The sequence below is a fragment of the Klebsiella africana genome (assembly GCF_020526085.1).
Taxonomy (GTDB): domain Bacteria; phylum Pseudomonadota; class Gammaproteobacteria; order Enterobacterales; family Enterobacteriaceae; genus Klebsiella; species Klebsiella africana.
The window spans coordinates 999,871-1,023,879 of sequence record NZ_CP084874.1 but is presented as its reverse complement, the minus strand read 5'-3'; the positions used below and the strand labels follow the sequence as shown (position 1 = coordinate 1,023,879).

Below are 24,009 nucleotides of genomic sequence, written 5' to 3'. Positions count from 1 at the left end.
ATGGCAGACGATTTTGATATTATAATTATCGGTGCAGGAATAGCGGGCACCGCCTGTGCTTTACGCTGCGCGCGGGCCGGGCTTTCCGTTCTGCTGCTTGAACGCGGCGAACTTCCCGGCAGTAAAAATCTATCGGGAGGGCGGCTGTATTGCCATGCGCTCGCCGAACTCCTTCCTCATTTTCAACGCTCCGCACCGCTTGAACGCCGCATCACCCACGAAAGTCTGGCCCTGTTAACCGACCATGGCGCCACGATGTACTCCAGCCTGCAGCCCAACGGCGATTCCTGGAGTGTACTACGCGCCCGCTTTGACCCATGGTTTGTCAGCCAGGCCGAAGCCGAAGGAGTCCAGTGTATTACCGGCGCGACGGTGGAGGCGCTGCATCGTGAAAATAACCGTGTTTGCGGTGTGATTTGCGATAAAGACATCCTGCGCGCCCGCTACGTGGTGGTGGCTGAAGGGGCGAACAGCGTGCTGGCCGAGCGTGAGGGTTTACTTCCCCATCCGTCCCCCTCCGCCATGGCGTTGGGCATTAAAGCGGTCCTGTCGCTGGAGCAAAAAACGCTGGAGGATCGCTTCCATCTTACGGATAACGAAGGTGCCGCGATGCTTTTCACCGGCGGCGTTTGCGGAGATCTCCCCGGCGGCGCATTCCTCTATACCAATCAGGATACCCTCTCATTCGGTATCGTGTGCCCGCTCGCTTCGCTGGGAAAAGGGCCCATCCCGGCCGCCGATCTGCTGGAACATCTCAAAGCACACCCGGCCCTGCGGCCACTGCTGCGCGGCAGTGAAACCCTGGAGTATGGCGCACATCTGGTGCCTGAAGGCGGCCTGCATAGCATGCCCGAACAGTATGCTGGAGAAGGCTGGCTGCTGGTTGGCGACGCCCTGCGTACCTGTATAAATACCGGTTTTACCGTGCGCGGCATGGATATGGCGCTAATCGGCGCGCAGGCGGCGGCGCAAACCTTGATTAAAGCTTGCCAGCAAAGCGCGCAGCAAGACTTGTTTCCACAGTATCGCCAGGAGATTGAGCGCAGTCTGCTGTGGGAGGTTCTTCAGCGCTACCAGCATATCCCCGAATTATTACAACGCTCCGGCTGGTATCGCCGTTGGCCGGCGTTGATGGAGGATATCTCCCGCGAACTGTGGCAACAGGGTGCGCGCCCCGTTCCGCCGCTACGTCAGGTAGTCTGGCGTCATCTTCGCCGTCACGGCCTGCGCCATCTGGCAGGCGATCTGTTCAGGAGTTTACGATGTCTGTAGCCCGCAACGTCTGGCGTCCTGCCGACAGCGCACATATTGTTCCGTCCACATCGCCGAACGAGGAGATCGCGGAACGACTCGTCAAAGCTTGCCCCGCGGGGCTCTTCACACGGACAGCCGAAGGCGAGTTGCGTGTCGATTACCGCGGCTGTCTGGAGTGCGGCACCTGCCGACTGCTATGCGATGAAGCAACGCTGAAAGAATGGCGCTATCCTGAGTCAGGATTTGGTATTACATTCCGCTTTGGGTAATAAAACGATAAAGGATACACCATGCCCCTGCTACACCTGCTAAAACAAAATCCGGTTATTGCAGCCGTGAAAGATAACGCCAGCCTGCAATTAGCCATTGATTCCGAGTGCCAGTTTATCTCCGTGCTGTATGGCAATATCTGCACCATTAGCAACATCGTTAAGAAAATCAAAAATGCCGGTAAATACGCGTTTATTCACGTCGACCTGCTGGAGGGGGCGTCCAATAAAGAAATCGTCATTCAGTTTTTAAAGCTGGTTACCGAAGCGGACGGTATCATCAGCACCAAAGCGCCGATGCTAAAAGCGGCGAGGGCGGAGGGATTTTTCTGCATTCATCGCCTGTTTATCGTCGACTCCATCTCTTTTCACAATATTGACAAGCAAGTGGCGCAGTCGAATCCGGACTGCGTTGAAATCCTTCCCGGCTGTATGCCGAAGGTTCTGGGCTGGGTCACGGAGAAAATTCGCCAGCCGCTAATCGCCGGTGGGTTGGTCTGCGACGAAGAAGATGCGCGGAATGCAATGAACGCCGGCGTGGCGGCACTGTCGACCACCAACACCACGGTCTGGAAATTAGCAAAGCAGCTTAGTTGAGCTATACAGCGTTCTGCCCGGTGGCGGCTAACGCCTTACCGGGCCTACAAATCGCCCTCCGCGCAGGCTGGTCACCATCCGAAATTATGTCTCTGCACAGGCGACCAGCGCTTCAAGCACCGGCAGCCAGTCATCCACAATGCCAACATCCGCCTGGGTAAAAATCGGCGCGTGGGGATCGTGATTAATCGCCACAATAAACCGACTATCTCTGATTCCCGTCATCAATGCCGCTGCACCTGAAGCTCCCGCCACGATGCAGACATCCGGCGCCAGCAGATGGCCCGAAATACCAATCAGGCGTTCCACATCATAACCGCCATTCATCACTCGCGCGCGGCTATAGCCAACCTCCATCCTGAGACGTCGCGCCAGCGCCGCGATGCCGTCAGCATTGATATGTAGCCCCCCCTGCCCGACAACCAGCACCTGATTTGCTTTCTGTAGGGGATGGCCGCCAGAATGTTCGACGTTTTCAACGCTGGCCAGCCAGTCAGGCCGGGCTGCCGGTATGGGAAGGTAGCGTATCGGCAGTTTGTCTGGAAGTCCGGCTGAAATATTCATTCCAGGCTGGCGCGCCAGGGACAGGCAAAGTGGCCTGGCCACCACGTCCAGCGTCGCTATTAACGCATTCCCCCAATGCGACTTCGTGACCCAACCTTCCTGCGTATTCACTGACAGCACCTGACATACGCTCGCTCCCTGCAGACGCCAGGCCAGCCGTGTCGCCAGCTCATCACCTGTCATACCCGGAGGAAACAGCAACATATCGACCGGTGTTTGTTGCCACTGGGTCACCAGCGCAGTGAGTATCGGTTCAGCCACCTCCGGTTCGCCATCGATAATCCAGCACTCCAGCTCTGCCGCTGCGAGGTTGGCGGTCATCAGCCAGTGATTCATCGCTGCGCTATCGCCACTCGCCATTACCATCGCTATCTTCATGGCTGCATCCTCTCCCGCAGATAGTTCTCCCATAGCGACCTCGCTTTTGCCTGTGCCGTTGCCCCGTCGATGATCACCGCATTGCGCCGCTGTTCAGGGCGGGTCAGACGCACGCATTTGATGGCCGGTGTCGCTTCTAAAGCCACCTCCTGGCGTACTATTTCCGCCTTTGCCGCCGCCAGACGCTGGCGCATACCGGGAACCGGCAGCGCGACGTCGCCACACTGCCTGACCGCGATCACCGCCGGTAACCGAACCCGACAGAGCCGGATACCCGATGCCGTCCGCTGCTCGACAACAACAGAAGGTGGCTCAAGAGTGAAACGTTCAACCTGAGTAAAACAAGGCCAGATCAGCATTTCCGCCAGCAAAAACGGTGTCTGGCTATTCTGTCCTTCAGCGCTCTGACAGCCGGTTACTATCAATTCATGACCGTATTGACGCTGCCAGTCGACAATGTGTCTGGCAATAAATGCCGGCGCAAAACGTAAATCCCCTGTGGCTTCCAGCAGAACCGGCTGCTCGAAACCTAACGCGGCAAAGTAGCGCAACCAGTGCAGCGCACGCTCATCGCCAATGCTTAATGCAGTCAACGTCATCTCACAACCCGCATTACGCTGGGCCAGCAGCAGGGCGGCAGCTGCTTGTTCATCAACACCAATAGTACTGCGTAATAGCGAAACATCTGGCCCGCAGAGATCCTGCGTAGCGGCCTGCCAGTCCTTTTCCGCCAGCATGCCAGCGTCCGGCTCGGCTTTAAACGCCAATAGAATGTTCATTGGTACCTCCTTGTCTTTTATCTCCACTTCCGGCCGCCACCAGCGGTAGCGCCTTAGTCTCTGGTGCCCATAGCCAGGTCACCATGAAGCCAATCAGTAATATTCCCGACAAAAGCAGCAAAGTGACGGTCATCCCCCACTGCGCGAGGATCCAGGGCAGCAAACCAGTGCTGATCGCTGCGCCGAGACGACTCATGGCGGTGGCAAATCCCACGCCTAATGAACGAATGTCGGTGGGGAAGCTTTCCGCCGGTAAAATCCCCACCAGATTGCTGACCGCAGAAATTGTGGTGCTGAACAGAACAAAAAGCAGCAGCGTCCAGTGACTACCAGGAGGTAAGCAGGCCATCACGAGTAAAGTCGCCGCAAGCAGCAGAAAGCTGCCTAATAAGAAATGGCGATGGGCCAGCAGATGAGTTAAAACCAGGCCCAACAGCGCACCAACAATTAATAGCGCGTTCAGCAGCAGGCTGGCGGTAAGCGCGTCTTCGAGGCCAATGGTTTCCGCGATAGTCGGAAGCCAGGTGTAAATAACAAACCAGGGAATGACCAGACAGACAAAAAAAATGCTATTAAATGCGGTGCGCCGCCAGTAGCGCGATGAGAACAGGGCACTGATCTGTTTATTCGTTTCTTTCGTAACCTCATCACCCAATTGTACGTGCATACCAAAACAGCGGTGCACCACGGCATGAGCTTCGGCAAATCTTCCCTGTCGCATTAGCCAACGCGGCGATTCAGGCGTTCCCCAACGCAGCAGAGTAATCAGTAGCGCCGGCAAAGCCGACGAGGCCAGCAACCATCGCCAGGCATCAGGGTTTTCGCTAATAAAATGATGACCAGCCAGACTTGCCAGCACATAACCAACGGTCCACACCACGCTGAATGCGCCAAGCAAAATACCTCTATGTCGACGTGGTGCAAATTCGGCAAGCAGCGTGTGGCCCACGGAGTAATCGCCCCCCAGGCCAATCCCTATCAGTATGCGTAAACCAATGAGCTGTTCAGGAGTGGTAGCGAAAAACTGAAGAAATGAAGCGACGGTAATCAACATAAAACTAAAATTGAAGATTTTCTGGCGACCAATGTGATCCGAAACCCAGCCCAGAATGAGGCTGCCGATAAAAAGCCCCAGCAGCGCCGCACCGCCAATCATGCCCGCCATTAACGGCGTCAGCTGCATGGCGGGGGTAAGTTGAATGATGGCGTAACCAATAACGCCGAGGACATAACCATCAACCAGATGCGCGCCAAAAGTCAGCGCGGCAATACGGCAGTGAAAACCGTTGAGCGGTAAATCGTCCATTCGCACCGGTGAAGTGTTCATTTCTACCCCTTCATGGTCCGGTAAAAGAGTGGCTTCCCAATTGAGAAGCCGCTTATACGCTTCATCCTTCACGCTGCCTCTTCGTTGGCTACGTTCATAAGCCCCAGTCACGTACTTTTGTACGCTCCTGGAGACTTATTCACTTGCCGCCTTGATACAACGCGAATGATTTTGCGTATAACTAGCTATTTTTCAATTGGATAGATCGTTCCGGTATTCATGATACCGTTTGGATCGAACTGCTTCTTGAGCCCTTCCAGCAGCGGCCATGCGCTACCGTGTTCCAGCTTGCTCCAGTGAACGCGATGTTTACCAATTCCGTGGTGATGTACCATGGAGCCACCGAGGCGAATCGTCTCTTCGCAAATGATCTTGTTCAGCGGGTTGTGATACTTATCAATTTCCTCTTCCGGCTTGCACCCGACCACGTTGTAGTCATACACAAAGTACATGTTGGTACCATTGATATAGCTGTGAGAGGAGTGACCGCCCAGCATGGTGATGTCGTCAGCGTGCGGGAATTCGCTACGAATACGGCGGATCACACTTTCATAGATCTCGTGGATACAGCTCCAGCAGCCCGACACTTCTGTCGTAAAGCCCATATTGCCGGTTTTCAGGATCTGCACGCGCTCGGCGGCCACTTTTTCCGGGCCCCAGTTCAGGTGATTAAACCAGTTCTCAATCAGCTTGCTGTCCACGCGCTGACATTGCGGGTAACGTGCCACGATTTCCGCAATGCCCTCCCCGGTCGCTTTGGCGATCAGCGGATTGCCCTCCGCCATAAAGATCAGTACGCATTTGCCGTCGGCAAAATGGGTAAAGTGCTGAGTGCCATCTTCTGCATCATACAGACGGGCAATTGACGGGCGATACCCTTCCACCATCACTTCACGCAGGATGTTGAACCCGACCTTCATGTCGTCGAGGATATAGCCGTAGAACAGGTTATTCTCAGGGGTATATTTAAAGATTTTCACCGTGACTTCAGTGATATAGCACAATGCGCCTTCGTTGCCGATGATAATGTGGCGAATGTCCGGCCCGGCGGCACGACGCGGGACGTTTTTGATGCGGGTAACAGTACCATCCGCCAGCACGGCCTCGAGCCCAACAACCATATCTTCAATTGCGCCATATAGCGTGGAGAATTGACCAATGCTGCGGGTTGCCACCAGCCCCCCCATTTGCGCCAGCGGTTTGGACTGCGGCGAATGCCCGGTGGTGTAACCTTTCGCCCGCAGCGCATTTTCCAGCACTTCCAGCGGTACACCGCACTGCGCGGTTGCCTGCATATTTTCAATATCGATATTCAGTATTTGATTCATCCCGGCACCGTCCAGCACCACGGAATTCTCAACCACGGTTTCCAGACCACCTTCGGTTGCCGATGCGCCAGTGCGAGGAACCCCATTGATCTTATGCTGGTTCATAAACGCCAACACGTTAGAAACTTGTTCGGTGGAACCTAACTTAACGACCGCTGCAGGCAACGGCAAAGTAAAGACGCCATGAATATCAGCATATTTACGAAAGCGGTCGATGCTGTTTCGTTTTAAGACTGTTTCATCAGTAATAACGCGGTCAACACCGACAATTTCTTTTAACTGGTCAACAATTGCTTCACGGGATAAAGACATAGTCATTCCTTCCTGATAATTAATTCGGAATAATAAAAACAGAAACCACCGCTTATAAATTAACGCACCAGATAACCACCATCGACAACTAACAGATGACCGTTAACATAATTTGATGCCTGACTGGCTAAAAATATTGCAGCTCCCATTAAGTCCTGTGTATCACCCCAACGATTAGCCGGGATATGGTCCAGTACCCGCTGATTCGTCTCAGGATTACTGCGGGTCGCTAACGTAATATCCGTTGCGTAATATCCTGGAGCAATACCATTAACCTGAATATTATATTGCCCTAACTCATCGCAATAGGCTTTAGTGAAACCGGCAAGCGCATGTTTAGTTGCTGAATAAGCCGGAGACCATTGCCCGCCAAGAAATGAAAACAAAGAGCAAATGTTAATAATCTTCCCACTCTTTTGCGGGATCATAATTTTAGCTGCTTCATAACTGAGTTCGAAAGCTGCCGTCAGGTTAACATCAATCATCGGATCCCAGTCTGCACGGCCGAAGTCCAGTACTTTGTTCAGCTTACAAATCCCGGCGTTATTGATCAGAATATCCACCGTCCCGAAACGCTTGCAGCAGGCAGCGATAATCTTTTCAGGAGCACCTTTTTCGGTGATATCCACCTGCATGAATTCAACCTCAACACCCTGCTTTTCAATGAGTTCCCTGGTTTCTCCGTTATCCTTAACAAAACTTGGGATAAATAAATTGGCACCTGCTTTTGCCAGCGCCATTGCAAAGGCTTGCCCTAATCCACTATTCCCCCCGGTGACTATCGCCGTTTTACCTTGCAGTGAGAAGAAATTCATTGAGAATGCATCAAGAGATTCGATCGACATAGTTTGGCTCCAAATTCCTTTAGGCAAAAAAAAAGAAAGGCAACTTCCCCTGCGAGAGGGAAGTCACCTTTCTCATTGTCTCTGGTAACTGGAGTAATTTTTAGCATAGTGCTTAAGCATCTAATGTGATCGCAATCACAGATGATTATTTCACATCACAAATGCGTTTAAAATTATGAATCGTGATTACTCTCACACTAAAATTCACGCAGCCATGCTATTTCTAATCTCAATTACTAGAGACCAGAGAAAAGTAATCCACCTGATAAAGGCGGTTTACTTTTCTCTTTTTTTCGTCTATACCCAAAATAATTCGAGTTGCAGGAAGGCGGCAAGTTAACGAATCCCAATGAGCTTACTGTAGTAAGTGATTCGGGTGAGTGAACGCAGCCAACGCATCAGCAACTCGAAGTATGAAGGGTATATTTAAAATGAGATTACGATATGCAACAGACTTCATATCGCCGTTGGATAACCCTTGCCATTATTAGCTTTAGCGGTGGTGTCAGCTTTGATCTTGCCTATTTAAGATACATCTACCAGATTCCCATGGCTAAATTTATGGGATTCAGCAATACCGAAATTGGCTTAATTATGAGCACATTTGGCATTGCCGCCATTATTCTTTACGCGCCTAGCGGCGTTATTGCTGATAAATTTTCCCATCGCAAAATGATTACTTCGGCCATGGTGATTACCGGTCTTCTCGGTTTCTTAATGGCAACTTATCCACCGCTGTGGGTCATGCTTTGTATTCAAGTCGCCTTCGCTATCACCACGATTCTGATGCTGTGGTCGGTGTCAATTAAAGCCGCTTCGCTACTTGGCGACCATAGCGAACAGGGCAAGATCATGGGCTGGATGGAAGGACTCCGTGGCGTGGGCGTGATGTCGTTGGCGGTATTTACCATGTGGGTATTTTCCCGCTTCACCCCCGACGACAGCAACAGCCTGAAGGCGGTAATCATTATCTATAGCGTGGTTTATATTCTGTTGGGAATACTGTGCTGGTTCTTCGTCAGCGATGCCCCTCAGCATAGCAATACCGCGAAAGAAGAAAAGAAAGCGTTTCAGTTAAGTGACATTCTCGCCGTCCTGCGCATCAGCACTACCTGGTACTGCAGTATGGTAATTTTTGGCGTCTTTACCATCTATGCCATCCTCAGCTACTCCACCAACTATCTGACCGAAATGTACGGTATGTCGCTGGTGGCCGCGAGCTATATGGGGATTGTCATTAATAAAATCTTCCGTGCCATCTGTGGCCCACTGGGCGGCATTATCACGACTTATAGCAAGGTGAAATCGCCGACCCGTGTCATTCAGCTGCTATCGATCGTTGGGGTGCTGGCGCTTATCGCGCTGCTGACGACAAACTCTCATCCACAGTCCGTCGCCATGGGGATCGGCCTGATCCTGCTGCTGGGCTTTACCTGCTACGCCTCGCGTGGGCTTTACTGGGCATGCCCCGGCGAAGCAAGAACCCCTAACTACATCATGGGAACCACCGTTGGTATTTGCTCAGTCATTGGTTTCCTGCCCGACGTCTTTGTCTATCCGATTGTTGGCCACTGGCAGGATACCCTCCCTGCCGAAGACGCCTATCGCAATATGTGGCTGATGGGCCTGGCCGCGCTGTGCATGGTGATCCTCTTTACCTACCTGCTGTTCAGGAAAATACGCAGCGCTGACACCGCACCAGAAAACAAAACCTTGCTGGCCGCTGAAACGACTGGCGAGTGATGGGAAAATTTAAAGGAGAATAACAATGTCAAATAAATACATCATTGGTATTGATGGCGGGAGTCAAAGCACCAAAGTCGTGATGTACGATCTGCAGGGCAATGTAGTTTGTGAGGGAAAAGGCCTGTTGCAGCCAATGCATACCCCGGATGCTAATACGGCGGAACATCCTGACGATGACTTATGGACTTCTTTATGTTTCGCCGGAAAAGATCTGATGAGTCAGTTTGCAGGCAACAGAGAAGATATTGTCGGTATCGGGCTCGGCTCCATCCGCTGCTGCCGCGCGTTGCTTAAAGCGGATGGTACGCCAGCAGAACCGTTAATTAGCTGGCAGGACGCCCGCGTTACCCGGCCTTATGAACATACCAACCCCGATGTCGCCTGGGTCACCTCATTTTCAGGTTATCTGTCGCACCGCTTAACCGGCGAGTTTAAAGACAATATCGCCAATTACTTTGGTCAATGGCCCGTTGATTATAAAACCTGGTCCTGGAGTGACGATGACGCGGTAATGAAGAAGTTTAATATCCCGCGTCACATGCTCTTTGATGTGCAGATGCCGGGAACAATTTTAGGCCATCTTACCGAACAAGCCGCTCTTGCCACCGGTTTCCCGGCTGGTTTGCCCGTGGTCTGTACCACCAGTGATAAGCCGGTCGAAGCGCTGGGCGCTGGGCTTCTGGATGACGAAACAGCGGTTATCTCATTAGGCACCTATATCGCCCTGATGATGAACGGTAAGCACCTGCCGAAGGATCCCGTGGCGTACTGGCCGATTATGTCCTCTATTCCAGAAACGCTGCTGTATGAAGGATACGGCATTCGTAAGGGAATGTGGACGGTAAGCTGGCTGCGGGACATGCTGGGTGAATCGCTGCTTCAGGATGCTAAAACGCAGGGGCTCTCAGCGGAAGATTTGCTCAATAAAAAAGCCTCAACGGTACCGCCGGGCTGTAACGGCCTGATGACCGTGCTGGACTGGCTAACCAACCCGTGGGAACCCTACAAACGCGGTATTATGATCGGTTTTGATTCCAGTATGGACTATGCCTGGATTTACCGCTCCATTCTGGAGAGCGTCGCCCTGACGTTGAAAAATAACTACGACAACATGTGCAATGAAATGAACCACTTCGCTAAACACATCATCATTACCGGCGGAGGGTCAAACAGCGACCTGTTTATGCAAATCTTTGCCGATGTGTTCAATCTTCCGGCGCGGCGCAACGCTATTAACGGCTGCGCAAGCCTGGGTGCCGCGATCAACACCGCGGTAGGATTGGGTCTGTATCCTTCCTACGAAGTGGCCATCAAAAATATGGTCCGGGTAAAAGATGTATTTATGCCTGTTGAACAAAACGCAATGCGCTATGAGGCGTTAAATAAAGGGATTTTCAGAGAGTTAACGCAATATACCGATGTCATTTTGAAGAAATCATATCAAGTCATCCACGGGAATCTGGAAAACACTGATGCGATTCAAAGCTGGTCGAACGCGTAACCGCTACACCGGGTGGCGATTGACCACCCGGCGAAACAGCTAAGCAATATTCAGATACTTGTGCGTCTGCATAGACAGGCGCCAGTTGCGGGCGATACAGGTGTCGATACACAGGCGCGTCGCGTCTTCTTTCTGGCTGATCGGCTGTAGGGCGATGATCCGCGGTTTGTCATCGCTCAGCGTTTCCAGCAGTTCGTCCAGGGCTTCAATGTCGCGGACGCGTCCTACCGGGTGTTTGATCTCATCCGCACGCTGCAGAGCCTGAGACAGCACATCATACCCACCGCGCATGTTGATCTTCGGGGAAACCGTCACCCAGGTGTTGTGGCTGCAAAGCACTTCATGGGTGCCGCTGGTTTCAATCTGACAGCTAAAACCGTTTTGTTCCAGAAGGGAAGTTAACGGCATTAAATCGTGAATGCAGGGTTCACCGCCGGTAATCACCACGTGACGGGCAGTCCATCCCTGACGCCCAATAATCGCCAGCAGATCTTCGCTGCTTGCCGGGCCCCACTTGTCGCTCTCTTTGGTTTTCGCCAGGATACTGAACAACGACACTTCCCGATCGGCCAGCTTGTCCCAGGTATGCTTGGTGTCACACCACGCGCATCCTACCGGGCATCCCTGCAAACGAATAAAAATGGCAGGCACGCCGGTGAAGTAACCCTCGCCTTGCAGGGTCTGGAACATCTCGTTAATCGGGTACTGCATAGTCATCTCTGTTTAGGGTCATAAACATCCATTATCGCAGATTTCAGCGCACAGGTCTTGTCCTGCGCTGCGATCGTTTTTCCCTCACGGCATCGCTTTCTCACCCCGGACGTTATTAATTGTTAATTAAAAGCATGCACCAGTTTTCGTTTATTTCATGAGTGTGGTAAGGATTAAAATAAAAAAACCGAGAGTACCGCAGTGAAGAAAGATGTAACAGAAGATGTTTTTCGCATTATATGACAGAACATTAAAACGCCAACATTAAAATAAAAAATCTTTTAAATACATATATGTACAAATTGATACATGAAAGAATGAATTATTTACCTGGGCTGAGAGTCGAATCCAATTCACCGCCAAAAATAAGCTTAAGCCCCTCTTAATAAAGCCCTGTTCCCCGCCATTTTTTATTTAATCGTTGTTTACTTTGGCCCTCCTAGAATCCCGCAAACCAACCATAATGAGATAGCGTTTATGACCACATTATTCATTACCGGCGTCACCGGTTTTCTGGGCGGCGCAGCGTTAGAGAAAATACTCTATCAGGAAAGCCGGTTAGATTTACTGTTGCTGGTGCGTGCCGATAGCCCCGAGGCAGGCCTGGAGCGGGTCAAAGAGAACATGCGTAAGTTCAACATCGCCGAGGAGAAGCTGGCGATGCTTCACCCCCAGCATATCCTGCTGGGCGATCTCGCCTCTCCGCCGCATTTTCTTAACGACCCGCGCCTTGAGCAGGTGACGCACGTTCTCAACTGCGCCGCTGTCGCCTCATTTGGCAGCAATCCGCTTATCTGGAAGGTTAACGTTGATGGCACGCTGCGCCTGGCGCAACGGATGGCGCAGGTTGTGGGTCTGCAGCGCTTTCTGCACGTCGGCACGGCGATGTCATGTTCGCCTGAACCGGATTCACTGGTCGCCGAAAGCGCGGAGCTTCGGGAACGCGCTGAGCACCTGGTGGAATACACCCATTCGAAATCAACCATCGAGCAGTTGATGCAGCAGAAGTGCCCTACGCTGCCGCTGGTCATTGCCCGCCCTTCTATCGTGGTAGGCCATACCCATCATGGCTGCCGGCCTTCCAGCAGTATTTTCTGGGTATTCAGCATGGGGCTGATGCTGCAGAAATTTATGTGCTCAATGGAGGACCGGATCGATGTTATCCCGGTGGACTACTGCGCCGACGCCCTGCTGATGCTGCTAAACCAGCCTTTGGCTCACGGTGAGGTGGTGCATATTTCTGCTGGGGAAGAGAACAGCGTGAAGTTTGCCGAAATCGATCGGGCGATGGCCCAGGCCCTGGAGCAGGCGCCGGTAGGGGATAAGTACGCTCAAGTGAGCTATGAGGCGCTGGTCAAAATGCGTCGTGAACTGAAAGGAATTTTTGGCCCCTGCAACGAACGTCTGATGCTGAAAGCCATGCGTTTATATGGCGCCTTCGCCACGCTGAATGTGCGCTTTAGCAACGACAAGCTGCTGAGCATGGGAATGCCAAAACCACCGCGTTTTACGGATTACATTGACCGCTGCGTGGAAACCACGCGCGGGCTGTCGATCCCCCAGCAAATGGCCGTCGATTTCAAATAATGGCCAACGAGGTAAAAAAAATGCCAGCCCTAAGGCTGGCATTATTATTTCACAAAGACAGGATTAAGCCTGGCCTTTGATCTCTTTACGACCGTTGAACGGCGCTTGCTCACCCAGCGCTTCTTCGATACGAATCAGCTGGTTGTATTTAGCAACGCGGTCAGAACGGCTCATAGAACCAGTTTTGATCTGGCCTGCAGCAGTACCGACAGCCAGGTCAGCGATGGTCGCATCTTCAGTTTCGCCAGAACGGTGAGAGATGACAGCAGTGTAGCCAGCGTCTTTCGCCATCTTGATTGCAGCCAGAGTTTCGGTCAGAGAACCGATCTGGTTGAATTTGATCAGGATGGAGTTAGCGATGCCTTTTTCGATGCCTTCTTTCAGGATCTTGGTGTTGGTTACGAACAGGTCGTCACCAACCAGCTGGATTTTGTCGCCCAGAACTTTGGTCTGGTATGCGAAACCATCCCAGTCAGATTCGTCCAGGCCATCTTCGATGGAAACGATCGGATACTGTTTGGTCAGCTCTTCCAGGAAGTGAGTGAATTCTTCGGAGGTGAACGCTTTGTTGCCTTCGCCAGCCAGAACGTATTTACCGTCTTTGTAGAATTCAGATGCTGCGCAGTCCATCGCCAGGGTGATGTCTTTGCCCAGCTCGTAACCAGCAGCTTTAACCGCTTCAGCGATAACAGCCAGCGCTTCGGCGTTAGAACCCAGGTTCGGCGCGTAGCCGCCTTCGTCACCAACAGCAGTGTTCATGCCTTTAGACTTCAGCACTTTAGCCAGGTGATGGAACACTTCAGAACCCATGCGTACAGCTTCTTTCAGGGTCGGCGCGCCAACCGGCTGAATCATGAATTCCTGGATGTCGACGTTGTTGTCAGCGTGCTCACCACCGTTGATGATGTTCATCATCGGAACCGGCATGGAGTATTTGCCCGGAGTGCCGTTCAGTTCCGCGATGTGCGCGTACAGCGGCAGGCCTTTGGACGCTGCAGCTGCTTTGGCGTTTGCCAGAGAAACAGCCAGGATAGCGTTCGCACCGAAGTTAGATTTGTTTTCAGTACCGTCCAGGTCGATCATGATCTTGTCGATGCCAGCCTGATCTTTAGCATCTTTGCCCAGGATTGCCTGAGCGATCGGGCCGTTTACCGCAGCAACAGCTTTGGTTACGCCTTTACCCAGGAAACGGGATTTGTCGCCATCGCGCAGTTCCAGCGCTTCGCGGGAACCAGTAGAAGCACCTGACGGAGCAGCTGCCATACCGACGAAACCACCTTCCAGGTGTACTTCGGCTTCAACAGTCGGGTTACCACGGGAGTCGATGATTTCACGACCGATGACTTTAACGATTTTGGACATTAGGTTTTCCTCAGTACAAGTTAAACTAAAACTCCAGACAAACAATGCACCCAAATGGGTGCATTGCCGTTCTAACTCTTTTTACTTCGCCTGGCGTTTCTGGTACTCGCTCGCGGCTTTCACAAAGCCGGCAAACAGCGGGTGCCCATCACGCGGCGTCGAAGTAAACTCCGGGTGGAACTGGCAGGCCACAAACCACGGATGGTTCGGCACTTCGATGATCTCGACCAACTGATCATCCCCGGAACGGCCCGCAACGCGCAGACCGGCAGCTTCAATCGGTTTCAACAACATGTTGTTGACTTCGTAGCGGTGACGATGGCGCTCGGTGATGGTCGGCTCGCCGTACAACTGGCGTACCAGAGACGCATCATCCAGCTGGCACTGCTGGGCGCCCAGGCGCATGGTGCCGCCCAGATCGCTCTTCTCAGAGCGAACTTCAACGTTGCCATCTTCGTCACGCCATTCGGTTATCAGGGCCACAACCGGGTATTTACAGTCTGGCACAAATTCCGTTGAGTTGGCGTTTTCCATACCCGCTACGTTGCGCGCAAACTCAATCAACGCAACCTGCATACCCAGGCAGATGCCCAGATAAGGAATATTGTTCTCACGCGCATAGCGCGCGGTGGCGATCTTACCTTCCACACCGCGGTAGCCGAAGCCGCCCGGGATAAGGATAGCATCTAAATCCTTAAGGATTTCGACGCCGCGCGTTTCCACATCCTGCGAATCGATCAGCTTGATGTTGACGGTCACGCGGTTTTTCAGACCACCGTGTTTCAGCGCTTCAATCACCGACTTGTAGGCATCCGGCAGTTCAATGTACTTACCGACCATACCAATGGTGACTTCGCCTGCCGGATTAGCTTCTTCATAGATTACCTGTTCCCATTCGGCCAGGTTTGCTTCCGGACAAGTTAAGCTGAATCGTTTACAAATATAATCGTCCAGCCCCTGAGATTTCAACAGGCCCGGAATTTTATAAATGGAATCGACGTCTTTCAGAGAAATCACAGCCTTTTCCGGAACGTTACAGAACAAAGCAATTTTCGCTCGTTCGTTGGCCGGAACCGCGCGATCGGAGCGGCAGATCAGGATATCTGGCTGGATACCGATGGAGAGCAGCTCTTTAACAGAGTGCTGGGTCGGTTTGGTTTTGACTTCGCCCGCAGCGGCCATGTACGGCACCAGCGTCAGGTGCATAAACAGAGTATGCTCGCGGCCGATCTCTACCGCCATCTGACGAATGGCTTCGAGGAACGGCAGGGATTCGATATCGCCTACGGTACCGCCGATTTCCACCAGCACCACGTCATGGCCTTCGCCGCCCGCCAGCACGCGCTCTTTGATCGCGTTGGTGATGTGCGGGATAACCTGTACGGTCGCGCCCAGGTAGTCGCCACGACGCTCTTTGCGCAGCACGTCGGAGTAGATACGGCCGGTGGTGAAGTTGTTGCGGCGCGTCATCTTGGTGCGAATGAAACGCTCATAGTGGCCCAGGTCCAGATCGGTTTCTGCGCCGTCTTCAGTAACGAACACTTCCCCATGCTGGATTGGGCTCATGGTGCCCGGATCGACGTTGATATACGGATCCAGTTTCATGATGGTCACGTTGAGACCACGGGCTTCAAGAATGGCTGCCAGGGAGGCTGCGGCAATGCCTTTACCCAGAGAGGATACGACCCCGCCGGTCACAAAAATATAGTTCGTTGTCATGCTGAACCTGAGAAGTTAGGGTAAAACGATGGAATAACCAGGACGGGAAAGTAGTATACCCGAACATGCGTGACGCCACAAACTTTCATTCTTCCCCTCCCCTTCGTTCTTCAAGTTGCACCTGTGTTGCGACTCGAACAACTCGAAGAGGCAGGCTACATGGTGTTTCAACGACATAACGGAAAGAGAAAATAGACGCTTTTGGCGAAATGTTTTTGACGTAAATCAAGCGCTTGTTATTTATAAAATCACACAAATCGCGCTTGATCACGAAAACCCGTTAGAGATCAGTTTCCTGGCGTTTTACTTCCTGCCACACTTCTTCCATGGTATCGAGGTCGACGCCGGTCATTTCCAGGCCGCGGGCGGCGACAATACGCTCGACTTCACGGAAGCGACGCTCAAATTTGAGATTTGCTTTCTGTAGCGCCACCTCGGCTTTGACGCCCAAATGACGGGATAAATTCACCGTGGCAAACAGCAGATCGCCCACTTCCTCTTCCAGTTTTGCTTCATCCACCACCGCCTGTTGCGCTTCATGCATCACTTCATCAATTTCTTCATGCACTTTGTCGAGCACCGGCCCAAGCGAGGTCCAGTCGAAACCCACTGCCGAGCAGCGGCGCTGGATTTTATGCGCGCGCATCAGCGCCGGCAGGCTATGGGGAATATCGTCCAGTGCCGAATGCTGGGCTTTTTCCGCCCGCTCGGCGCTTTTGATTTGCTCCCAGCGAGCCAGGACTTCCGCGCTATTGCCCGCCGATGCCTCGCCGAAGATATGCGGATGGCGACGCTCCAGCTTGTCGCTGATGGCGGTGCAGATATCGTCAAAGTTAAAGCGTCCCTCTTCCTGCGCCATTTGCGCATAGAACACCACCTGGAACAGCAGATCGCCCAGCTCACCGCGCAGGTCCTCAAAATCCTCTCGCGAAATGGCGTCCAGCACTTCATAGGTCTCTTCGAGGGTATACGGAGCGATGGTGGCGAAAGTCTGCTCTTTATCCCACGGGCAGCCATTTTCCGGGTCGCGCAGGCGGCGCATGATGCCGAGCAAGCGGTCAATTTGAGTCATGTGACAATCCTGGAAATTTTAAAAATAGTCGGCCGGATAAGGCGTTTAGACCTTATCCGACGTTGCGAAATTGCCGGATGGCGGCTTCGCCTTATCCGGCCTACAGACGAATTAACCGCCGTGCAGACGGCGCGCGTCGATCACATCCGGCACCTGGTTAAGCTTACCGAGCACCCGGCCCAGCACCTGCAGGTTGTAAATCTCAATGGTCATATCGATGGTTGCCAGCTGCTGACGGGTATCGCTGCGGCTGGCGACGCCCAGCACGTTCACCTTCTCATTGGCGAGGATGGTAGTGATATCGCGCAGTAAACCGCTGCGATCGTTCGCCTCCACCCTGACCACCAGCGAGTAGCCCGCCGAGTAGCTTTCGCCCCATACCGCATCGACGATGCGCTCCGGGGCATGCGACTGCAGTTCAGCCAGCTGATCGCAGTCGGCGCGATGCACGGAAATCCCTCGCCCCTGGGTGATAAAGCCGACGATTTCGTCGCCCGGGATCGGCTGGCAGCAGCGGGCAATATGGTGCATCAGGTTGCCTACCCCTTCCACCACTACCCGGCCATTGTCCTTAGTGCGATTCTGCGGCGCGTAGGTTTTCTGCTGCAGCTGCTTCAGCGCGGCCGCATCCTGCTCGGCGGCGCTCGGCTTGTTGAACTGCGCCTGCAGGAAATTGACCATCTGGTTGAGACGGATATCGCCACCGCCGATGGCGGCCAGCAGTTCATCAAGCTCGTTGAAGTTATAGCGCGGCAGCAGGTGCTTTTCCGCATCCTTCAGGCTGATGCCCAGATGCTCCAGCTCGTCGTCGAGGATCTGCCGACCGGCGAGAATATTCTTGTCGCGGTCCTGTTTACGGAACCAGGCGTGGATCTTCGAACGTCCGCGGCTGGTGGTTACATAGCCGAGGTTCGGGTTCAGCCAGTCACGGCTCGGGTTCGGCTGCTTCTGGGTAATAATTTCGATCTGATCGCCCATCTGCAACTGGTAGGTGAACGGCACGATGCGGCCGCCAATTTTGGCGCCGATGCAGCGATGGCCGACGTCGCTGTGGATATGGTAGGCAAAGTCAAGCGGCGTCGACCCCGCCGGCAGGTCCACCACGTCGCCTTTTGGCGTAAAGACATACACCCGGTCGTCAAAGACCTGGCTGCGCACTTCGTCGAGCATTTCGCCGGAGTCGGCCATCTCTTCCTGCCAGGCAATCAGCTTGCGCAGCCAGGCAATGCGATCCTCATAGCCACGGCCACCGCCGGTGCCCGCTCCCGCGCCCTCTTTGTACTTCCAGTGCGCGGCCACGCCCAGCTCGGCATCTTCATGCATCTGCCGGGTGCGGATCTGAATCTCTACTGTCTTGCCGCTCGGCCCCAGCACCACAGTATGGATAGACTGGTAACCGTTGGGTTTCGGGTTAGCTACGTAGTCGTCAAACTCATCCGGCAGATGGCGGTAGTGAGTATGGACGATCCCCAGCGCGGCATAGCAATCCTGCAAACGCTCAGCCACAATACGCACCGCGCGAACGTCAAACAGCTCGTCGAAAGCGAGGTGTTTTTTCTGCATTTTGCGCCAGATACTGTAGATATGCTTCGGCCGGCCATAGACCTCGGCCTTGACCCCTTCAGCTTTCATCTCTGAGCGCAGGTGGCCGACGAACTCTTCGATGTAATGCTCGCGGTCGATACGGCGCTCGTGGAGCAGTTTGGCAATGCGCTTGTATTCCGCCGGGTGCAAATAGCGGAAGCAGTAATCTTCCAGCTCCCACTTCAGCTGGCCGATACCTAAGCGGTTCGCCAGCGGAGCATAGATATTAGTGCACTCTTTCGCCGCGAGAACGCGCTCATCTTCCGGCGCGTCCTTGACCTCGCGCAGATGCGCGATACGCTCGGCAAGTTTGATGACCACGCAGCGGAAATCGTCAACCATCGCCAGCAGCATGCGGCGAATGTTATCCACCTGCTCGGAAGAGACCGAGTCGGTATGGGTGGCTTTCAGCTGGCGGATAGCGGCCATGTCCCGCACCCCGTGAATCAGGGTCACGACCGATTTACCCACGGTCTCCTGCATGACCTCTTCGCTGACGACTTCGCCGTCGGCCAGCGGGAACAGCAGCGCCGCGCGCAGCGTATCGATGTCCATACTCAGGGTGGACAGGATCTCCACCATTTCGACGCCCCGCCACAGCAGCAGGTCCGCCTGCGGGTGTCCTTGCGTTTTTTCGCGACAATAATCCCAGGTTTCGGCTAAGCGCTCACACGACTGCTGGCTGGAAATTCCCAGACTCGCGATCCATTTCTTCGGGTCAAATTCACCAGCTTTATTAAGATGTGCACTTCTTACCGCAACCATTGTCCTCTCCTTAAGGGACCGGCCTGCCGAAGTCGGCAAGCCTCAACTTTCTACATGTCATCCTGCAGGTCGCGTCAGCATTGATGGCCGGGGCGGCTCTTCTGCGACGTTGTGAATGACCTTATGTAAGCCTGCGCTCAAACAACACCATTGATTCCAGATGGCCGGTATGCGGGAACATATCCAGCATCGCCAGGCGTTGAATCTGATATCCAGCCTGCAACAGGGTTTCGCTGTCTCGCGCCAGCGTCGCGGGGTTGCAGGAAACATACACCACCCGCCGCGGTGCCAGCTTTATAATATGCGGCATCACGCCCGGCGCGCCGGCGCGGGCCGGGTCAAGCAGCACTTTATCAAAGCCGTGCTTCGCCCAAGCCTGACGGGTGACGTCTTCTTCCAGATTTTCATGGAAGAAAGTGACATTTGATAAACCATTGCGGGCAGCGTTTTCCCGCCCTTTCTCCACCAGCGCCGGCACCCCTTCCACGCCCACCACATGAGCAGCGCGCGTCGCCAGCGGCAGGGTAAAATTGCCCATCCCGCAGAACAGATCCAGCACCCGGTCTTCGGGTTGCAGCTCCAGCCATTCCAGCGCGGTACGCACCATCTGCTGATTCACACCGTCGTTGACCTGGATAAAATCCCGCGGACTGAACACTAAGCGTAGTCCGTCTGAGGTATACCATGGCGCTTCGCCATGAATATGTTCCAGTATCTCGCTTTGCGGCGCGAGGTACAGGGAAAGACCGTGAGTTTGCGAAAAGCGTTCCAGTTTTTCCCTGTCAACTGCCGGCAGCTCCGCGGTATGACGCAGTACCATCAGCGGGCCGTTATCCGCCTGCACCAGCTCGAGGTGGCCGAGATGACGTAATGCGCTCAGCGCGCCTAAGCACTCGCGCACGGCGGGCAGCAATGCCTCAAGTTGGGGCACCAAAACAGGGCACTGCACCACATCGACGATCGCTTTGGCATTGGCCTGGCGAAAACCCATCTGCAATTGTTGGGTCTTCGGCTGATAATTCAAGCTCAAGCGCGCGCGACGGCGGTAGCCCCACGGCGCGCCGGCGATGACTTCATCCACCTCGCGCTTCATCAGTCGCCCCAGCGCGGCGCGTTTACTTTGCTGCTGAAGCGGCACGCTGGCATGCTGCTGTTGACAGCCGCCGCAGACGCCAAAATGCGGGCAGCGCGGCGCCTGGCGCTGCGGGCTGTCGGTTAGACGGCGTTTTACCTCGGCGCGGGCATACTGTTTTTTGTCTTCCACCAGCACCACCTCGGCCTGCTCCTGGGGCAGCACGCCGCCGACAAACAGCGCTTTTCCCTGGTGGCGGGCAACGCCCTGACCAAAGGGATCGAGGTCATTGACTGTAACGGTTATGATCTGGCGCGTCGTCACACGCCGTTTTGCAGAGTAGAATTGCGCCATCGTAGAGAGTTGTCTCAATCAAATAAAACGAGCTCGTTCAGAGCGACAGCGCCGCGAGGCGCACCGACGCGCACCGAACGATGATGTCTATATTCTCCCATAATGGAACCGCATGACCAACTACAGCCTGCGTGCTCGCATGATGATTCTGATTCTGGCGCCAACCGTCCTGATTGGGTTGTTGCTCAGTATTTTCTTTGTTGCTCATCGTTATAACGACCTGCAACGCCAGCTGGAGGACGCTGGCGCCAGTATTATCGAACCACTGGCGGTCTCCAGCGAATATGGCATGAACTTGCAAAACCGCGAATCCATCGGCCAGCTGATCAGCGTTCTGCATCGTCGTCACTCCGAGATCGTGCGGGCCATTTCGGTGTACGATTCGCATAACCGCTTGTTTGTCACCTCCAATTACCATCTGAATCCCAGCGAACTCCAGATCCCGAAAGGCGAAGCGTTCCCCCGCCATCTCAGCGTCATCCGCGACGGCGACATGATGATCCTGCGCACGCCGATTGTTTCGGAAAGCTATTCTCCGGATGAATCCCCCGAATCTGATGCCAAAATGCCGGGCAATATGCTGGGCTATGTCGCGCTGGAGCTAGATCTGCAATCGGTCCGCCTCCAGCAGTACAAAGAAATTTTCATCTCCAGCGTGATGATGCTGTTCTGCATCGGCATCGCGCTGATCTTCGGCTGGCGCCTGATGCGCGACGTCACTGGCCCCATCCGCAATATGGTCAATACCGTTGACCGCATCCGCCGCGGGCAGCTGGACAGCCGCGTCGAGGGCTTTATGCTCGGCGAACTGGATATGCTAAAAAATGGCATTAACTCGATGGCCATGTCGCTGGCGGCGTATCATGAGGAGATGCAGCACAACGTCGACCAGGCGACCTCCGATCTACGGGAAACGCTTGAGCAGATGGAGATCCAGAACGTCGAGCTGGACCTGGCGAAAAAGCGCGCCCAGGAGGCGGCGCGCATTAAGTCTGAGTTCCTGGCCAATATGTCCCACGAACTGCGCACCCCGCTCAATGGGGTGATCGGCTTTACCCGCCTGACGCTGAAAACCGATCTCAACGCCACGCAGCGCGACCACCTGACCACCATCGAACGTTCGGCCAACAATCTGCTGGCGATCATCAATGACGTGCTCGACTTTTCCAAGCTGGAAGCCGGGAAGCTCATTCTGGAGAGTATTCCGTTCCTGCTGCGCACCTCGCTTGATGAAGTGGTCACCCTGCTGGCGCATTCCGCGCATGATAAAGGGCTGGAGCTGACGCTGAACATTAAGAACAATGTGCCGGATAACGTCATCGGCGACCCGCTGCGTCTGCAGCAGATTGTGACCAACCTCGTGGGCAACGCCATCAAATTTACCGAGCACGGCAATATCGACGTGCTGGTGGAGCAGCGGGCCATCAGTAATTCGCGGGTACAGATCGAAATTCAGATCCACGATACCGGCATCGGCATCCCCGAGCGCGATCAGTCCCGACTGTTCCAGGCCTTCCGTCAGGCCGATGCCAGCATTTCACGCCGTCACGGCGGCACCGGGCTTGGGCTGGTGATCACCCAGCGGCTGGTCAAGGAGATGGGCGGGGATATTTCGTTCCACAGTCAGCCGAACCGCGGGTCTACCTTCTGGTTCCATATCAGCCTCGATCTCAACCCGAACGCTATTCCGGATATGCTAAACACCGACGGGCTGGCGGGCAAGCGTCTGGCCTATGTGGAGGCCAACGCGACGGCGGCGCAATGTACGCTGGAGATGCTGGCCGCCACGCCGCTTGAGGTGGTTTATAGCCCTACCTTCTCCTCGCTGGCGGAAGCGCAGTATGACATTCTGCTGGTCGGCATCCCGGTCTCAATGCGCGATTTATCGCCGCACCGGGAAAAATTAGTCAAAGCCTGCGCAATGTCTGACAACGTGCTGCTCGCTCTGCCATGTCATGCCCAGGTCAGCGCCGAAGCCCTGAAGCGCGATGGCGTTGCTGCCTGCCTGTTGAAACCGCTCACCACCACCCGTCTGTTACCGGCGCTGGTGGCTACCAGCCACGCGCTTGCCTCCGCACCGCTGATGCAGGTCGACAGTCATAAGTTGCCAATGACCGTGATGGCCGTCGACGACAACCCGGCTAACCTGAAGCTGATTGGCGCCCTGTTGGACGACCTCGTGCAGCAGGTGATCCTCTGCGACAGCGGCCAGCAGGCGGTGGACAAGGCCAAGCAGCTGCAGATGGATCTGATCCTGATGGATATTCAGATGCCGGATATGGACGGCATCCGCGCCTGCGAGCTTATTCATCACCTGTCACATCATCAACAAACGCCGGTTATTGCGGTCACCGCGCATGCTCTGGAAGGCCAGCGTGAGAAGTTACTGAGCGCCGGCATGAACGATTATCTGGCGAAGCCAATTGAAGAAGAGAAACTGCACGCTCTGCTGCTACGCTATCAGCCCGGCCTGCATAACGTCACCCCGGCGGCGGTAGCGCCTGCCGAGCCGGTTATCGACCATAACCAGACGCTCGACTGGCAGCTGGCGCTGCGTCAGGCGGCTATGAAGCCGGATCTGGCCCGGGAAATGCTGCAAATGCTGATCGCCTTTATGCCGGAGGTGAGAAATAAAGTGGAAGAGCAACTGGTCGGCGAAGAGCCGGAAGGGCTGGTGGATCTGATCCACAAACTGCACGGCAGCTGCAGCTATAGCGGCGTGCCGCGACTCAAAAAGCTTTGTCATACCCTGGAAAGTCAGCTGCGGGCAGGCACCGCCGCCGAGGATCTGGAGCCGGAGCTGCTTGAGCTGTTAGATGAGATGGATAATGTGGCGCGCGAAGCGTGCCGGATGGGGGTGTAAACCCCGGATAGCGGCGCTAC

The 24,009-nt window shown here is 54.3% G+C and carries 18 protein-coding genes; 7 read left to right on the top strand and 11 right to left on the bottom strand.

Features of this window, described 5'->3' with window-relative positions:
* From LGL98_RS05020 to LGL98_RS05010, 3 genes are read left to right on the top strand one after another with little or no spacing between them, the layout of a single operon-like run.
* Window positions 1-1,272, top strand: a complete 1,272-nt coding sequence (locus LGL98_RS05020; protein WP_136029419.1) for an FAD-dependent oxidoreductase — start codon at window positions 1-3, stop codon at window positions 1,270-1,272.
* On the top strand, window positions 1,263-1,523 hold the full coding sequence (locus LGL98_RS05015; RefSeq protein WP_136029417.1) for a ferredoxin family protein: 261 nt from the start codon (window positions 1,263-1,265) through the stop codon (window positions 1,521-1,523). The genes LGL98_RS05020 and LGL98_RS05015 overlap by 10 nt, the downstream gene beginning before the upstream one ends.
* 21 nt (window positions 1,524-1,544) lie before the next feature.
* On the top strand, window positions 1,545-2,120 hold the full coding sequence (locus LGL98_RS05010; RefSeq protein WP_136029415.1) for a glycerol-3-phosphate responsive antiterminator: 576 nt from the start codon (window positions 1,545-1,547) through the stop codon (window positions 2,118-2,120).
* An 84-nt stretch (window positions 2,121-2,204) separates the two neighbouring features.
* Here LGL98_RS05010 and LGL98_RS05005 read toward each other — a convergent pair whose 3' ends face one another.
* The 5 genes from LGL98_RS05005 to LGL98_RS04985 all read right to left on the bottom strand — a co-directional run bounded on the left by LGL98_RS05005 (window position 2,205) and on the right by LGL98_RS04985 (window position 7,653).
* Window positions 2,205-3,062, bottom strand: a complete 858-nt coding sequence (locus tag LGL98_RS05005; protein ID WP_136029413.1) for an electron transfer flavoprotein subunit alpha/FixB family protein — start codon at window positions 3,060-3,062, stop codon at window positions 2,205-2,207.
* Window positions 3,059-3,841 (bottom strand): adenine nucleotide alpha hydrolase family protein, encoded by a 783-nt coding sequence (locus tag LGL98_RS05000; RefSeq protein ID WP_136029410.1) that lies wholly within the window; start codon window positions 3,839-3,841, stop codon window positions 3,059-3,061. The genes LGL98_RS05005 and LGL98_RS05000 overlap by 4 nt, the downstream gene beginning before the upstream one ends.
* Window positions 3,819-5,240, bottom strand: a complete 1,422-nt coding sequence (locus LGL98_RS04995) for an MFS transporter (RefSeq protein WP_136029408.1) — start codon at window positions 5,238-5,240, stop codon at window positions 3,819-3,821. The genes LGL98_RS05000 and LGL98_RS04995 overlap by 23 nt, the downstream gene beginning before the upstream one ends.
* Before the next feature lie 113 nt (window positions 5,241-5,353).
* A complete protein-coding gene (locus tag LGL98_RS04990; RefSeq protein WP_136029406.1) occupies window positions 5,354-6,808 on the bottom strand; it encodes an FAD-binding oxidoreductase in 1,455 nt (484 codons plus the stop codon).
* A 59-nt stretch (window positions 6,809-6,867) separates the two neighbouring features.
* Complete coding sequence (locus LGL98_RS04985) at window positions 6,868-7,653, bottom strand: SDR family oxidoreductase (RefSeq protein WP_136029404.1); 786 nt, start codon at window positions 7,651-7,653, stop codon at window positions 6,868-6,870.
* Window positions 7,654-8,097: 444 nt separating this feature from the next.
* Here LGL98_RS04985 and LGL98_RS04980 point away from each other — a divergent pair, with 444 nt between their 5' ends.
* Both LGL98_RS04980 and LGL98_RS04975 read left to right on the top strand, forming a co-directional pair.
* Window positions 8,098-9,396 carry an MFS transporter gene (locus LGL98_RS04980; RefSeq protein WP_136029402.1) on the top strand — a complete coding sequence of 433 codons (1,299 nt, stop codon included), beginning with the start codon at window positions 8,098-8,100 and terminating at the stop codon, window positions 9,394-9,396.
* 25 nt (window positions 9,397-9,421) lie between these two features.
* Window positions 9,422-10,900, top strand: a complete 1,479-nt coding sequence (locus tag LGL98_RS04975) for an FGGY-family carbohydrate kinase (RefSeq protein ID WP_136029401.1) — start codon at window positions 9,422-9,424, stop codon at window positions 10,898-10,900.
* A gap of 39 nt (window positions 10,901-10,939) precedes the next feature.
* Here the strand turns inward: LGL98_RS04975 and queE are convergent, their stop codons facing one another.
* Window positions 10,940-11,611, bottom strand: a complete 672-nt coding sequence (gene queE, locus LGL98_RS04970; protein ID WP_136029399.1) for a 7-carboxy-7-deazaguanine synthase QueE — start codon at window positions 11,609-11,611, stop codon at window positions 10,940-10,942.
* Between the two features lie 477 nt (window positions 11,612-12,088).
* Here queE and LGL98_RS04965 point away from each other — a divergent pair, with 477 nt between their 5' ends.
* Window positions 12,089-13,198, top strand: coding sequence for an SDR family oxidoreductase (locus tag LGL98_RS04965; protein ID WP_136029397.1), 1,110 nt, complete (start codon window positions 12,089-12,091; stop codon window positions 13,196-13,198).
* A 63-nt stretch (window positions 13,199-13,261) separates the two neighbouring features.
* Here the strand turns inward: LGL98_RS04965 and eno are convergent, their stop codons facing one another.
* From eno to rlmD, 5 genes are all read right to left on the bottom strand, one after another.
* Window positions 13,262-14,560, bottom strand: a complete 1,299-nt coding sequence (gene eno, locus LGL98_RS04960; RefSeq protein WP_025713721.1) for a phosphopyruvate hydratase — start codon at window positions 14,558-14,560, stop codon at window positions 13,262-13,264.
* A gap of 81 nt (window positions 14,561-14,641) precedes the next feature.
* Complete coding sequence (pyrG, locus tag LGL98_RS04955; RefSeq protein ID WP_136029395.1) at window positions 14,642-16,279, bottom strand: glutamine hydrolyzing CTP synthase; 1,638 nt, start codon at window positions 16,277-16,279, stop codon at window positions 14,642-14,644.
* Window positions 16,280-16,559: 280 nt separating this feature from the next.
* The gene (gene mazG / locus LGL98_RS04950) at window positions 16,560-17,351 is read right to left on the bottom strand and encodes a nucleoside triphosphate pyrophosphohydrolase (RefSeq protein ID WP_136029394.1); all 792 of its coding nucleotides are present in this window, start codon (window positions 17,349-17,351) and stop codon (window positions 16,560-16,562) included.
* A 111-nt stretch (window positions 17,352-17,462) separates the two neighbouring features.
* Complete coding sequence (gene relA, locus LGL98_RS04945) at window positions 17,463-19,700, bottom strand: GTP diphosphokinase (protein ID WP_136029392.1); 2,238 nt, start codon at window positions 19,698-19,700, stop codon at window positions 17,463-17,465.
* 121 nt (window positions 19,701-19,821) lie between these two features.
* Complete coding sequence (rlmD, locus tag LGL98_RS04940) at window positions 19,822-21,126, bottom strand: 23S rRNA (uracil(1939)-C(5))-methyltransferase RlmD (protein WP_136029390.1); 1,305 nt, start codon at window positions 21,124-21,126, stop codon at window positions 19,822-19,824.
* 112 nt (window positions 21,127-21,238) lie between these two features.
* On the opposite strand from rlmD, the gene barA reads away from it, so the two are divergent.
* Window positions 21,239-23,989: a two-component sensor histidine kinase BarA gene (barA, locus tag LGL98_RS04935; RefSeq protein WP_136029388.1), complete on the top strand. Its 2,751-nt coding sequence runs from the start codon at window positions 21,239-21,241 to the stop codon at window positions 23,987-23,989.
* Window positions 23,990-24,009 lie beyond the last annotated feature (20 nt).